Here is a 13,829-nt window from a genome sequence, read left to right as displayed (position 1 = left end):
CAGCATCCGCGCGTGGAGGTTCGACCAATGCAAACATTCCGGATTTCGCTGAGCGATGGGACGCGGCAATTCCACACGGCGATTCAGGCGCCGGATCCCGCTTCCGCGCGCATCAAGGCCGCCTACTTCTTCGATATCTCGAAGTGGCGGATTCTGAGCGTGTCGCTGAGTGGAGCCAGCGCCGCGGCGGCGTAATCGCTGCGCGCTCTACGCCATCCGGTCGAGCTCCGCGGCGGCGAGCTGTGCGATGGTAAGGTCGATTTCGGCGAGCGGATCGCCGTCCCCCAGAAACCAGGCTGCCGACAAGCCGTTCCAGGCCACGATCCATGACAGCAGGCGCCGGCGATCGAGCCGCGCGGCTTCAACGACAAGGTCGAGCCGCCGGGCAAAGCGTCCGGGTTTGGTCGCGACCGGCCGCGTCGGATCCGCAAGATCCGGATTGGTGAAGATGTTGGCGAAGTCGAACCCGCGCTCTCCGACGAGATGCTTCGGATCGATCGCAAGCCAGCCGCGCGCGCCGAAGTCGAGCACGTTGTCGTGGTGCGGGTCGCCATGCAGGACCACGATCCCACGCTGATTGCCCAGCAGAGCTTCGGCAACTTCCGCCGATCGGTTCAGAATGCCGCCATGTGCCCTTGCCGCGGGCCACAACTCACGAAACCAGTGCGTCAGCGGCGTCAGATCCGGCCGCGGCTTCGCTCTCTCGGCGTGAAGCCGATCGGCCGTTGCACAGAGAATCCTGCAGGCCTCGTCGTCCCGGCCGGTTCGCGCCATTTCGCTGAGCGAAGCCGATCCCATCGCCCTCTCGAGCAGAAGGGCGTCGCCGTCACGGGCAAGAACCCGCGCCGCACCTTCGCCGTCCCACCACTCCATCACGACGGCGCCGAGGCGTTCGTCCGGCTCGTGCGAAAGCTTGAGCATGGCCGGCTCCCCATGCCGGCGCACCGGCAGCAACCGTGCGGCGTGCGTCACGGTCGGGTCGCCGTCGGGGACAAGACTCCAGGCCGAGAGATAGGGAGCGAACATTTGGGTGGACTGACCGGGGACGAAGAAGCGAGCCTCGTGGTTCTAATCATTGCTTCCGCGCGCTGCCACGCCGGTTCCCTGCGGCGCATCGTGGCAGGGCCACGCGAACCGGTTCCCCGCTGCCCTGCCCATGTTGGCTGATGACAGCCCCCACCCATCTCGCGCTACAATGTCGCAGCCGGTGCTACGGAGGGTGTGGCGATGCCGCGAAAGGGAATTACCGGACACGACGAATGGGTGGTCACGGAGGCCCTGGCCACAGCGCTGGTGGCGCTCGAACAGTTGCCGTCAAAGCATCAGCCGCGCGCGCATATGGAGGATGTCCGAAAAATCCTGACCGCCAGATGTGAGGCCGGCGCCGTCACGCTGCATCTTGCGCAGGCCAAGTGCCGGTTGTTTCCCGACACCGATCCCCTGACCATCTACGAGGAATATGGCCTCAAGGACGGGCTCGGCTAGCGCGCGCCGTCTGCAGCATTAGTCGCGGCTGACGCGCCAGATCGTGCCGTTGCCGTCTTCGGAGACCAGCAGTGCGCCGTCGCGCGCGACCGTCACACCGACCGGACGGCCCCAAACCTCATTGTCGCCGATGACGAAGCCGGTGACGAAATCCTCGTACTCGCCGGTCGGCACGCCGTCCTTCAGCCTGATGCGAATGACTTTGTAGCCGGTGCGCTTCGACCGATTCCACGAGCCGTGTTCGGCGGCAAACGCATCGCCGCGATATTCTGGCGGAAAACTGCTGCCGGTGTAGAAGGTCAGGCCAAGCGACGCCGAGTGGGCCTGCAACAGCACGTCGGGGACCGTCACCTTGTCCTTCAGGTCGGGCCGCGCGCCGGCATGCGCGGGGTCTTCGTTGCCGCCGATGTAGTACCAGGGCCAGCCGTAGAACGCGCCTTCGCGGACCCGTGTCACATAGTCGGGCACAAGATTGTCGCCGAGGCCATCGCGCTCGTTGGTCGAACACCACGGCGTACCGCTTCCGGGCTGGATCGCAAGTCCGACGCAGTTGCGGATCCCTGTGGCAAACAGCTTCTGGTTCTTGCCATCAGGATCGAAGGCGAGCACGGCGGCGCGGTCGGTCTCGTCGCCCCAGGCAGCGCCGAGCGCGTGGTCGCGGCTCCAGGCCTCGATCCCTTTCGGCGGGCGGCCCAGCCCCTCGCCTGCGTTGCCGGCGGAGCCGACCGATACCAGCATCCGCTTGTCGTCCGGCGTGAACACGATATCACGCGTGGAATGGCCGTAGCCGGGCGGCAGCCGGGCGACGATCGTCTCGGGCTTTCCCGACGCCTTGAGATCGCCGTTACGGTAGGCAAAGCGCACGACGCTGCCGGTGTTGGCGACATAGAGCCATTGCGGAGCGTCGCCGCTCGGGAAGAACGCGATGCCGAACGGCTGGTTCAGGCCGGTTGCGTAGACTTCATTGGTCGCAGGCTTGGCGGCGCCGTCGGCGCTGCGCAGGATACGAATGCGGCTGGAGCCGGTTTCCACCACGAAGATATCGCCATTGGGCGCGGCCCGGATGATCCGCGGGCCGCTGAGCCCGCTCGCAAACAGTTCGACCTTGAACCCTGCCGGCACCTGCGGCGCGGCCGATGCAGGTCTCGGCATGACGCGCGGAAACTTGCTGCTCGACGCCGTTGCCCCGGGCTTGGGTAAGTCCTGCGGCGTGATCAGGCGCACCCTGCCCGGCTTGTCGCGTTGCCAGCCGCCGAAGGCTTCCGCGCCTTTCAGCACGGGCTCGGCGCCCGACCGCGTGATGCTGATCGCCGCGAGGAAGACGACCGACAGACCCGCAGCGGCAAGACTCGTCCTGGGCATATGCTCCTCGCGCGATTTCCCTTCGGCCACGCCGTTCATAGCGCGGTTCGGCCGCTCCCGCGTTCACAATGTCGTCTGCTCTAATGTCCCTTGGGTGGCGCCGTCAGATCGACCGGTTTGATGATCAGCGCCAGCGGGATCATCACGAGGCCGATGATCGAGAGCATCCAGAACACGTCGATATAGGCGAGCAGGTCGACCTGCCGCTGCAAGGTCTGGCCGACCCAGGCGACCGCCTGGGACGCGGCGTCCGATGCGTTCGACCCCTGCGCCTGAAAGAAGCGCGTCATCGTGTCGATGGTCTGCTGATACCCGAGATCGGACGGCGCGGCATGCTCGATCAGCCGGCTCTGGTGGAATTGCTGGCGTTGCGCCAGTGCGGTCTGGGCGAGTGCGACGCCCATCGACCCGCCGATATTGCGCGCGACGTTGATCAGTGCCGAGGCCTGGTTGGTCTTGTCCGGCGGCACGCCGTCATAGGACGCCGTCGTGACCGGCAGAAACAGGAACGGCAGCCCGGCGGAGAGGAAGATGCGCGCGAGCGCGGCGTAGCCATAGGTGATGTCGCCGTTCAATCCCGTCAGGTGCCACATCGAGAATGCAACGATGCAGCCGCCGATCGCGATCAGATATTTCGGCTGAACGCGGCTGACGAGGTTGCCGACCACCGGCATCAAGATCAGCGTGACGATGCCGCCGGGCGACAGTGCGAGCCCTGCCAGCAGCGCAGTATAGTTCAGCTCGGTCTGCAACAGCTGCGGCAGGAGCTGCGTCGACGAGATCAGCACCGCGCCGGTGCACAGCATCACCAGGAAGCACGATCCGAACTGGCGGCGTCCCAGCAGACGGAGATCGACGATCGGGTCCTTGCGCGTCAGCTCCCAGGGAACCAGCGCGATCAGACAAATCGCCGAGGCCAGCGCGAAGCCGACGATCATGTTGGACCCGAACCAGTCCTTGCGCTGGCCTTCGTCGAGCACGAATTCGAGCGAACCGAGCCCGATCGCGACCAGCACGAAGCCGATGTAGTCGACGCGCAGGCCGTTCTTGAGGAGCTGCTTGCGCTCCTGCTCGGCACCGGAGGGCTCCTTGACCAGCGTCCCGACCAGGAACAGCGAGAGCAAGCCCATCGGCACGTTGATCAGGAAGATCCAGTGCCAGCTATAGGTATCGGTGATCCAGCCGCCGAGCGTCGGCCCAACCACGGGAGCAACCACCACCGCGACGCCGTAGATCGCGAACGCCTGGCCACGCTTGGCCGGCGGAAAGGAGTCGGCGAGGATCGCCTGCTCGCTCGTCGCCATCCCGCCGCCGCCAAGGCCCTGGATGATCCGGAACAGAACCAGCGCCTCCAGGCTCCAGGCAAGCCCGCAAAGCAGGGACGCAAATGCGAAGGTGCCGACGCAGATCATGTAGAAGCGCTTGCGGCCGATCACGGTCGAGAGCCAGCCCGAGATCGACAGCACGATCGCGTTGGCGACCAGATAGCTGGTGATGACATAGGTGCTCTCGTCGATGCCGACCGCCAGGCCGCCCGCGATATGACGCAAGGCCACATTGGCGATCGTGGTGTCCAGCACCTCCATGAACGTCGCGATCGAGACGACGAAGGCGATCATATAGGGATTATGTCCGCCGGCAGCCGAACGCTCCGGCGACCAGGCCGCGCCGCCGCCTGCCGCAACGTCGGTCATCGCACCCTGGTCCAGGGCACGACCGACATGCCGGGTCCGATCGGAACGTCATCCGGCCAATTGTCGATCACGATCTTCACGGGAACGCGCTGCACGACCTTGACGAAATTGCCGGTCGCGTTCTCCGCCGGCAGCAGGCTGAACGCAGTGCCTGAGCCCGGCTGAACCGAAGCCACGCGGCCGGTGAGCTTGCGCCCCGGATACGCGTCGATCCTGATCTCGACCGGCTGGCCCGGGCGCATGTCCGTCAGCTGCGTTTCCTTGTAGTTGGCGGTGATCCAGACCTCGTCGGGAACGAACATCATGACGCTCTGGGCCGGCGCCACATAGGTGCCGACCGCGCCACTCAGTTTGACGACGCGCCCGGATTGCGCCGCGACGATGCTTGTATATCGCAGGTTCAATTTAGCCTGATCGAGCTGTGCCTGCGCCTGCTCCAGCGATGCCTTGCTGCTCTTGAGCTGAGCCTCGAGCGTCTTGACGCCGAGTTCGGCCGCGGTCACTGCCGTCCTGGCGCGGCTGGCATTGGCCTGCTGGGCGTCGAGATCCGAGCGCGTCTGCTGCTGCCGCTGCACCGTGCCCGCGCCCTTTTCGACGAGGTTCTGGGCGCGCTCCGCCTCCTCCCGCGCGAACTTCAATTGCGCCTCGGCCTGCTGCTGCTGCGCCTTGGCTTCCTTGATCTGCTCCTGCTGGCTGTCGATCTGGGCCTCGACATTGGCGATGTTGGCCTCTGCGACCGCGACTTGTGCGCTGGCCTGATCGACGGCGATCTTGTAGTCGCGCTCGTCGATCCTCGCGAGGAGATCGCCGGCATTGACGTGCTGGTTGTCGGTGACGGGGACCTCGACGACGTAGCCGCCGACCTTTGCCGCCACCGCAAAGCTGCGTGCGGCCACGAACGCGTCATCTGTCGATTCATAATGACGGGCATCGAGCCAGTAGCTCACGCCACCGATGATCGCGAGCAGGAGCAGACAGGCGCCGACTGTGGCAAGCAGCCAGTGCTCGCGCAGCCGATCACGCATCGATGGCTTGCGCCCGGTCTCCTGCTGCGGCAAGGATTCGCGGTCGGGTCGCGTTTCTTGCTCGGGATTGCGCTCAGGCTGCCGCGGCTTCTCCGCGGACGGCCCGCGCTCACGGGTTTGGGCATCCACGGCAGCACCTCAAGCCACGAACGGAGCGGTCAAGCTTCGTTAACCGCAGCGTCCGGCGCTTGGTTCCTGTTCGGCCGCGACGCGCTACACGGCTCTGGAACTGGCCAAGGGCTTGCGTTCGGCTGCCGACGGTTCGCGGAACGCCGGCGTCTCGCCGACAAGCGCCTTGAGCGGAACCGTGAGCCGGCACACCAGGCCCTCGGCGCGCCAATCGAAGTCGGCGCGCCCGCCGAGCTGGGTTTCGATGCTGGCGATCACGCTTCGGGTGCCGAAACCTTTCTGCTTCGGCTTGGTCACGGGAGGTCCGCCGGATTCCACCCAGGCCAGGATCAGCGTGTCATCGTGCAACTCCCAGGTGATCGCGAGCCGGCCCGACAACACCGAGAGGCTGCCATATTTGGCGGAGTTGGTGACGAGCTCATGCAACGCCAGTGCCAGCGTCTGCGCGGTCGCGGGCTGCAACTGCACCTCCGCGCCGTCAATCTGGATCTGCCCGGCCTCCGAATACGGCGCGATCTCCTCGGCGACCAGCCGCCGGATTTCAGCGCCCTGCCAGCTCGACAGCGACAGCACGGTGTGAACGCGCGCCAGCGCCGTGATGCGGCCCTCGACCGCCCGCACGTAGGCGGTCACGTTCTGTGCGCGCGTCAGCCGCACGATCGATTGCGCCAGCGCGAGCGCGTTCTTGGCGCGATGGTCGACCTCGCGGGTCAACAGGCTCTGCCGCTCCTCGGCCTTCTTGCGATCGGTGATGTCGACGGTGACGCCGCTCACCCGAACCACCTTGCCGTTGCGGTCGCTGGTGGCCGCGGCCGTGCCGACGCACCAGCGCACCTCGCCGTCCGGCCGCATGACACGGAATTCGGTTTCGTAGGACGTCTGGCCCTTGCCGAAGCCGGTCCAGGCTTGCCGGAGGTGTTCGACATCGTCGGGATGAAACAGCGCCTGTATATTGTCGGAGGTGAGCTTGAAGGACTTCGGGTCGACGCCGAAGATCTTGTATTGCCCCTCGTCCCACATCCAGTCGCCGTTGACCCAATCCCAGTCCCACGAACCCATCTTGCCGGCGGCAATCGCCATGCTGCGGCGCGCCTCGCTCTCGACCAGCCGCGTGGTCGATTGCTCGAGCTCAGCGGTGCGTGCGCGCACCCGGTCCTCGAGCTCCGCGTTGAGGCGTTCGAGCTGCCGTGTCTTGCGGTAGAGCTCGGCGAACACGCGAATCTTTGCCCGCAGCACCTCGGGCACGACAGGCACCGGGACGTAATCGACTGCGCCCATCTCGTAGCCGCGAAGCCGGTCGATATCGCTGACCTGGATTGCCGAGATGAAGATCATCGCGGTCTTCTGGAAGCGGGGATGTTCGCGGATCATCGCCGCGAGCTCGAAGCCGTCGAGCTCTGGCATGCAGACGTCGACCAGGATGACCGCGACTTCGTTCTTGAGCAGGAACTCCAGCGCCTCGCGGCCCGACGACGCGGCGACGAGCGTCTCGCCGAGCTCCTTCAGGATGACCTCATAGGCCAGCAACTTCGCCGGCTGGTCATCGACCAGAAGGATGTTTACCTTTTCGTGGTCCATCATGTTCGATCGCCGATCAGCGGTGCAGCCACATGCGGATCGCCAGCAGCAGTTGCTCGGTGTTCACGGGTTTCGCCAGATAGTCGGACGCGCCTGCCTCCAGGCATTTCTCTCGATCGCCTTTCATCGCCTTCGCGGTCAGCGCGATGATCGGCAGCCGCGCGAAGGTGGAGTTTTGCCGGATGGCGCCGATGGTCTGGTAACCGTCCATCTGCGGCATCATGATGTCCATCAGCACGATCGCAATCTTGGGATTGGATTCGACCAGCGAGATGGCCTCGTGACCGGTCGTCGCAGTCAACACCTTCATACCTCGCCGCTCCAACACGCTCGAGAGCGCGAAGATGTTGCGGGCATCGTCGTCGACCAGCAGCGCGGTCTTGCCAATAAGATCCTCGTCGGAACTATTGAGCTTCTCCAGCATCCTCTGTTTTTCGACGGGCAATTCCGTGATCACACGGTGCAGGAACAGTGACGTTTCGTCGAGCAGACGCTCCGGCGATTCCACGCCCTTGACGACGATGCTGCGCGCCATCGTATGCAGTTCCGCGTCTTCCTCCGCCGAAAGTTCCCGGCCCGTAAACACGACAACGGGAATATTGGAAAGCGTCTCGTCCTTGCGGATGTGATCCAGCACCTCAAAACCGCTCATGTCGGGCAGGCGCAAGTCGAGCACGACGCAGTCGTACGGATTTTCGCGCATCGTTGAGAGCGCCCCTGCCCCGGTGCCGGTGGTCACGATCTCGATATCCTCGTGCCCGAGCAGTTCGGTAATGCTGAGCTGCTCGGCCGCGTTGTCCTCCACAATCAACAGGCGCTTGCGGCGTGGTCTGGCGTATTCCTTGATCTGCGACAGCGCGGCGCTGACGCCTTCCGTCGTCGTCGGCTTGTTGACGAAGGAGAAGGCGCCGCGCGCCAGCGCGTGCTGTCGGTCCTCGTCGAGCGTGATGATCTGAACCGGGATGTGACGGGTCAGCGGACTGTGCTTGAGCTGGCTCAGCACCGTCCAGCCCAGCATGTCGGGCAGGAAGACGTCGAGCGACACCGCGCTCGGCTGGAACTGCTTGGCCAGGTCCAGCGCCTCGGCACCGCGGCTTGCGACCAGCACCTTGAAGCCCTTGTCGCGCGCCAGATCGATCAGCACCCGCGCGTAATGCGGATCGTCCTCGACGATCAGCAAGATGGTGTCGCCGGGCTCGAGATTGAGCCGGTCGTCCGGAAGCTGCTCGATCACACGGTCCTGCGCGCCTGACGCCTGCAGCGCCGGCGCCGGCGTGTGCGGCATCGGGAACGGCTGGGCCTGCTGACGCAGCGCCACCGAGGGGCCGGCATATTTCAGCGGCAGATAGAGCGTGAAGGTCGAGCCCTTGCCCGTCGCGCTGCGCAGATGGATCTCGCCGCCGAGCAGGCCTGCGAGCTCACGGCTGATCGCCAGTCCAAGACCGGTGCCGCCATATTTGCGGCTGGTGCCGGCGTCGGCTTGCTGGAACGCCTCGAAGATCAGCTTCTGCTTGTCTTGTGGAATGCCGATGCCGGTATCCGACACCTCGAACGCAACGACCGCAGGCGCCGCATTGAGGATCGGATGCTCCACACTCCAGCCGCCGAGCGCGGCCGACACGGTCAGGCTGACGCCGCCTTCCGCGGTGAACTTGAACGCATTCGACAACAGGTTCTTGAGCACCTGCTGCAGCCGCTTGGAGTCGGTCACCATGCTGCGCGCAAGATTAGCGTCGACATCGATGCTGAACGAGAGATGCCGGTTCTCCGCCTCGTGCCGGAACGGTCGTCCGACGGTCTCGAGCAGGCTCGATGTCAGGATTTCCTCGGCGTCGACCGTCACCGTGCCGGACTCGATCTTGGAGAGATCGAGGATGTCGCTGATCAGGTTCAACAAGTCGGTGCCGGCACCGTGAATGGTGCGGGCGAACTCGACCTGCTTGCCGGTCAGATTGCCGTCGGGATTTTCGGTGAGCTGCTGGCCCAGGATCAGGATCGAGTTCAGCGGCGTCCGCAACTCGTGCGACATGTTGGCAAGGAATTCGGATTTGTACTTCGAAGTCAGCGACAGCTCGGTCGCCTTCTCTTCCAGCGCGCGTCGCGCCTGCTCGATTTCCTGGTTCTTGCGCTCGACGTCGACGTTGCGTTCGGCAAGCTGCTGGGCCTTCTGCTCCAGCTGATCGTTGGTCTGCTGCAATTCCTTCTGCTGGGTCTGCAGCTCGCCGGCGAGCTGTTGCGACTGCTTGAGCAGCGCCTCGGTCTGCATCGTCGCCTCGATGCTGTTGAGCACGATGCCGATGCTGTCGGTCAGCTGTTCGAGGAAGGTGATCTGCGAGGTCGTAAACGAGGAGATCGAGGACAGCTCGATCACCGCCTTGACCTGGTTCTCGAACTGCACCGGAAACACGACGAGGTTCTTCGGCATGATCCGCATCAGCGCCGAATTGATCGGCACCGCATCGCCGGGAATCTCGGAGACGAGGCGCTGGCGCTTGTCGAGCGCGCATTGGCCGATCAATCCCTCGCCGAACTGGACGATCTGCGGATGCGGATTGCTGCTGTCGCTGGCATAGGCCGACAAGAGGCGCAACTGCGCATTCTCGGGATTGTCGACCTGGTAGATCACGCCCATATGCGCGTTGATCAGCGGCGCAAGCTCGGTCAGCAATAGCCGACCGACGGTCGCAAGATCGCGCTGGCCCTGCAGCATGTTGGTGAAGCGCGCCAGATTGGTCTTCAACCAGTCCTGCTCGGTGTTGCGCTCCGTGGTGAGACGGAGGTTGCCGATCATCGTGTTGATGTTGTCCTTGAGCTCGGCGACCTCGCCGCGGACGTCGACCTGGATCGAGCGCGTCAGGTCGCCCTTGGTCACGGCGGTCGCCACCTCCGCGATCGCGCGCACCTGGGAAGTCAGGTTGGCCGCGAGCAGGTTGACGTTGCCGGTGAGATCCTTCCAGGTGCCGGCCGTGCCGGGCACGTTGGCCTGACCGCCGAGCCGTCCCTCGACGCCGACCTCGCGCGCCACGCTGGTGACCTGTTCGGCGAAGGTCGCGAGCGTCTCGGTCATGTTGTTGATGGTGTCGGCGAGCGCGGCCACCTCGCCTTTCGACTTCACCGTCAGGTTCTGCTTCAGGTCGCCGTTAGCGACCGCGGTCACCACCTTGACGATGCCGCGCACCTGCTCGGTCAGGTTGACCGCCATGACGTTGACGGTGTCGGTGAGGTCCTTCCAGGTGCCGGCAACGCCGCGCACCTCGGCCTGGCCGCCGAGCTTGCCCTCGGTGCCGACCTCGCGCGCCACGCGCGTCACCTCGCCGGCGAAGGCGTTGAGCTGGTCCACCATCGTGTTGATGGTGTTCTTGAGCTCGAGGATTTCGCCCTTCACGTCGACCGTGATCTTGCGCGAGAGGTCGCCGCGCGCCACCGCGGTGGTGACTTCGGCGATGTTGCGCACCTGGGTGGTCAGGTTCGCGGCCAGCAGGTTGACGTTGTCGGTGAGGTCCTTCCAGGTGCCGCCGACGCCGGGTACCACGGCCTGGCCGCCGAGCCGTCCCTCGGTGCCGACCTCGCGCGCCACGCGCGTCACTTCGGCGGCGAACGAGCGCAGCTGCTCGACCATCGTGTTCAGGGTGTCCTTGAGCAGCAGGATCTCGCCGCGCACGTCCACGGTGATCTTCTTCGACAGGTCGCCGCCGGCGATCGCGCTCGCGACCTCGGCGATGTTGCGGACCTGCGCGGTCAGGTTCGACGCCATGAAGTTGACGTTGTCGGTCAGATCCTTCCAGGTGCCGGCGACGCCGGGCACCTCGGCCTGGCCGCCGAGCTTGCCTTCGGTGCCGACCTCGCGCGCCACGCGCGTCACCTCGCCCGCAAACGCATTGAGCTGGTCCACCATCGTGTTGATGGTGTTCTTGAGCTCGAGGATTTCGCCCTTCACGTCGACGGTGATCTTGCGCGACAGGTCGCCGCGCGCCACGGCGGTGGTCACCTCGGCGATGTTGCGGACCTGCGCGGTCAGGTTGCCGGCCATCGAGTTGACGTTATCGGTCAGGTCTTTCCAGGTGCCGGCGACGCCGGGCACGTTGGCCTGTCCGCCGAGGCTGCCGTCGGTGCCGACCTCGCGCGCCACGCGCGTCACCTCGCCCGCGAAGCGATTGAGCTGGTCGACCATCGTGTTCAGCGTTTGCTTCAGCTGAAGGATCTCGCCGCGCACGTCGACCGTGATCTTGCGCGACAGGTCACCGCCGGCGATCGCGGTCGCGACTTCAGCGATGTTACGGACCTGCGCCGTGAGATTGCCGGCCATCGAGTTGACGCTGTCCGTCAGGTCCTTCCAGGTGCCGGCGACGCCGGGCACCTCGGCCTGGCCGCCGAGCTTGCCGTCGGTGCCGACCTCGCGCGCCACGCGCGTCACCTCGCCCGCAAACGCGTTGAGCTGGTCGACCATCGTGTTCAGCGTTTCCTTCAGCTGAAGGATTTCGCCCGACACGTTCACCGTGATCTTCTTCGACAGGTCGCCCTTCGCCACCGCGGTCGCGACCTCGGCGATGTTGCGGACCTGCGCGGTCAGGTTCGAGGCCATCGAGTTGACGCTGTCGGTGAGATCCTTCCAGGTGCCGGCGACGCCGCGCACCTCGGCCTGGCCGCCGAGCTTGCCTTCGGTGCCGACCTCGCGCGCCACGCGCGTCACCTCGCCCGCGAAGGCGTTGAGCTGGTCCACCATCGTGTTGATGGTGTCCTTCAGCTCGAGGATTTCGCCGCGCACGTCCACCGTGATCTTCTTGGAGAGGTCGCCGCCCGCGACCGCCGTCGTCACGGCGGCGATGTTGCGGACCTGCGCGGTCAGGTTCGACGCCATGAAGTTGACGTTGTCGGTCAGATCCTTCCAGGTGCCGGCGACGCCGAGCACATTCGCCTGGCCGCCGAGCTTGCCTTCGGTGCCGACCTCGCGCGCCACGCGCGTCACTTCCGACGCGAAGGCGTTGAGCTGGTCGACCATGGTGTTGAGCGTTTCCTTCAGCTGGAGGATCTCACCCGACACGTTGACCGTGATCTTCTTCGAGAGGTCGCCGCCGGCGATCGCGGTCGCGACGTCGGCGATGTTGCGGACCTGCGCGGTCAGGTTCGACGCCATGAAGTTGACGTTGTCGGTCAGGTCCTTCCAGGTGCCGGCAACGCCGGGCACCTGGGCCTGGCCGCCGAGCTTGCCTTCGGTGCCGACCTCGCGCGCCACGCGCGTCACTTCCGACGCGAACGAGTTGAGCTGGTCCACCATCGTGTTGATGGTGTCCTTCAGCTCCAGAATCTCGCCGCTGACGTCGACCGTGATCTTGCGCGACAGGTCGCCGCGCGCCACGGCCGTGGTCACGTTGGCGATGTTGCGCACCTGGGCGGTCAGGTTGCCGCACATCGCGTTCACCGAGTCGGTGAGGTCCTTCCAGGTACCGGCGACGCCGGGCACGATCGCCTGGCCGCCGAGCTTGCCGTCGGTGCCGACCTCACGCGCCACGCGCGTCACTTCCGAAGCGAACGAACGCAGCTGATCGACCATCGTGTTGATGGCTTCCTTCAGCTGCAGGATCTCGCCGCGAACGTCGACCGTGATCTTCTTGGACAGGTCGCCGTTGGCGACCGCGATCGTCACCTCGGCGATGTTGCGGACCTGGCCGGTCAGGTTGTTGGCCATCGAGTTGACGCTCTCGGTCAGGTCCTTCCAGACGCCGGTCACTTCCGGCACCTGGGCCTGGCCGCCGAGCTTGCCCTCGGTGCCGACTTCGCGCGCCACGCGCGTGACCTCCGAGGTGAACACCGAGAGCTGCTTGATCATCGTGTTGACGATGTTCGCCGACTGCAGGAATTCGCCGCGCAGCGGCCGGCCCTCGACGTCGAGCTGCACGGTCTGCAGCAGGTCGCCCTGCGCCACCGCGGCGACCGCGCGGGTGACTTCGCGGGTCGGCCACAGCAGATCGTCGATCAGCGTGTTGACCGAGCTCTCCATATCGGCCCAGGCGCCGCTGGCGAGGCCGAAATTGACGCGCTGGCGGGTCTGTCCCTCGCGGCCGACGACCTGGCCGACGCGCGCCAATTGCTGCGCCATGCGCTCGTTGGCGGCTGCGATTTCGTTGAAGGCGTCCGCGATCTTGCCGTCAATGCCGAGATAATCGCCACGCATCCGGACCGAGAAGTCGCCGGCGCGCATCGCTTGCAGCGACTGCAGCAGATCGTGCGAGGAATCGAGGCTTCCGTTTGATGATTGGCTGCGGCGTGTATCAGCACGGGGACGAGGCGGCGAACCGAGATCGGTCATGTAATTTCCCCTACGCGCTGGCCGCGAATCCAGAGACTCGGCAATGCCAGTGTGACCATAAGAATGACTGCCCTTGATCTATTCAAGCGGGAAAACGCCAAAACCGCAATTTGTGACGCAAACCGAGTACCTTAATCGCGACTGGAACCAAAAAGTTCCAACCGCCGGCGGGACTTTTCTGAAGGCCAACCCAAGCCGGTCGGATTACCCCGCAGTCCTGGTGTTCGCATGGAACATTGGCTTCCCCCG

General features: G+C 65.2%; 8 protein-coding genes. 2 read left to right on the top strand and 6 right to left on the bottom strand.

The window, feature by feature from the left end; all coding sequences use genetic code 11:
• Positions 1-27 precede the first annotated feature (27 nt).
• Positions 28-195 (top strand): hypothetical protein, encoded by a 168-nt coding sequence (locus tag ACVWYP_RS26250; RefSeq protein WP_016847764.1) that lies wholly within the window; start codon positions 28-30, stop codon positions 193-195.
• Between the two features lie 12 nt (positions 196-207).
• On the opposite strand, the gene ACVWYP_RS26245 is transcribed toward ACVWYP_RS26250, so the two are convergent.
• Complete coding sequence (locus tag ACVWYP_RS26245) at positions 208-1,026, bottom strand: aminoglycoside phosphotransferase family protein (RefSeq protein WP_304495397.1); 819 nt, start codon at positions 1,024-1,026, stop codon at positions 208-210.
• Positions 1,027-1,227: 201 nt separating this feature from the next.
• On the opposite strand from ACVWYP_RS26245, the gene ACVWYP_RS26240 reads away from it, so the two are divergent.
• A complete protein-coding gene (locus tag ACVWYP_RS26240; RefSeq protein WP_028340659.1) occupies positions 1,228-1,485 on the top strand; it encodes a hypothetical protein in 258 nt (85 codons plus the stop codon).
• An 18-nt stretch (positions 1,486-1,503) separates the two neighbouring features.
• On the opposite strand, the gene ACVWYP_RS26235 is transcribed toward ACVWYP_RS26240, so the two are convergent.
• The 5 genes from ACVWYP_RS26235 to ACVWYP_RS26215 all read right to left on the bottom strand — a co-directional run bounded on the left by ACVWYP_RS26235 (position 1,504) and on the right by ACVWYP_RS26215 (position 13,580).
• Positions 1,504-2,847: a PQQ-dependent sugar dehydrogenase gene (locus tag ACVWYP_RS26235; RefSeq protein WP_304495396.1), complete on the bottom strand. Its 1,344-nt coding sequence runs from the start codon at positions 2,845-2,847 to the stop codon at positions 1,504-1,506.
• An 80-nt stretch (positions 2,848-2,927) separates the two neighbouring features.
• Positions 2,928-4,541 (bottom strand): DHA2 family efflux MFS transporter permease subunit, encoded by a 1,614-nt coding sequence (locus ACVWYP_RS26230; RefSeq protein ID WP_028340661.1) that lies wholly within the window; start codon positions 4,539-4,541, stop codon positions 2,928-2,930.
• Entirely contained in the window at positions 4,538-5,695 is a 1,158-nt protein-coding gene (locus ACVWYP_RS26225; protein ID WP_028340662.1) for an HlyD family secretion protein, read from the bottom strand. Before ACVWYP_RS26225 ends, ACVWYP_RS26230 begins: the two co-directional genes overlap by 4 nt.
• An 84-nt stretch (positions 5,696-5,779) precedes the next feature.
• The gene (locus ACVWYP_RS26220; RefSeq protein WP_304500304.1) at positions 5,780-7,273 is read right to left on the bottom strand and encodes a sensor histidine kinase; all 1,494 of its coding nucleotides are present in this window, start codon (positions 7,271-7,273) and stop codon (positions 5,780-5,782) included.
• Between the two features lie 16 nt (positions 7,274-7,289).
• The gene (locus ACVWYP_RS26215) at positions 7,290-13,580 is read right to left on the bottom strand and encodes a HAMP domain-containing protein (protein ID WP_439711095.1); all 6,291 of its coding nucleotides are present in this window, start codon (positions 13,578-13,580) and stop codon (positions 7,290-7,292) included.
• Positions 13,581-13,829 lie beyond the last annotated feature (249 nt).

The sequence above is a fragment of the Bradyrhizobium sp. USDA 3262 genome (assembly GCF_054060035.1).
The sequence above is the reverse complement of the archived record's forward strand: the minus strand, read 5'-3'. Positions and strand labels throughout refer to the sequence as shown.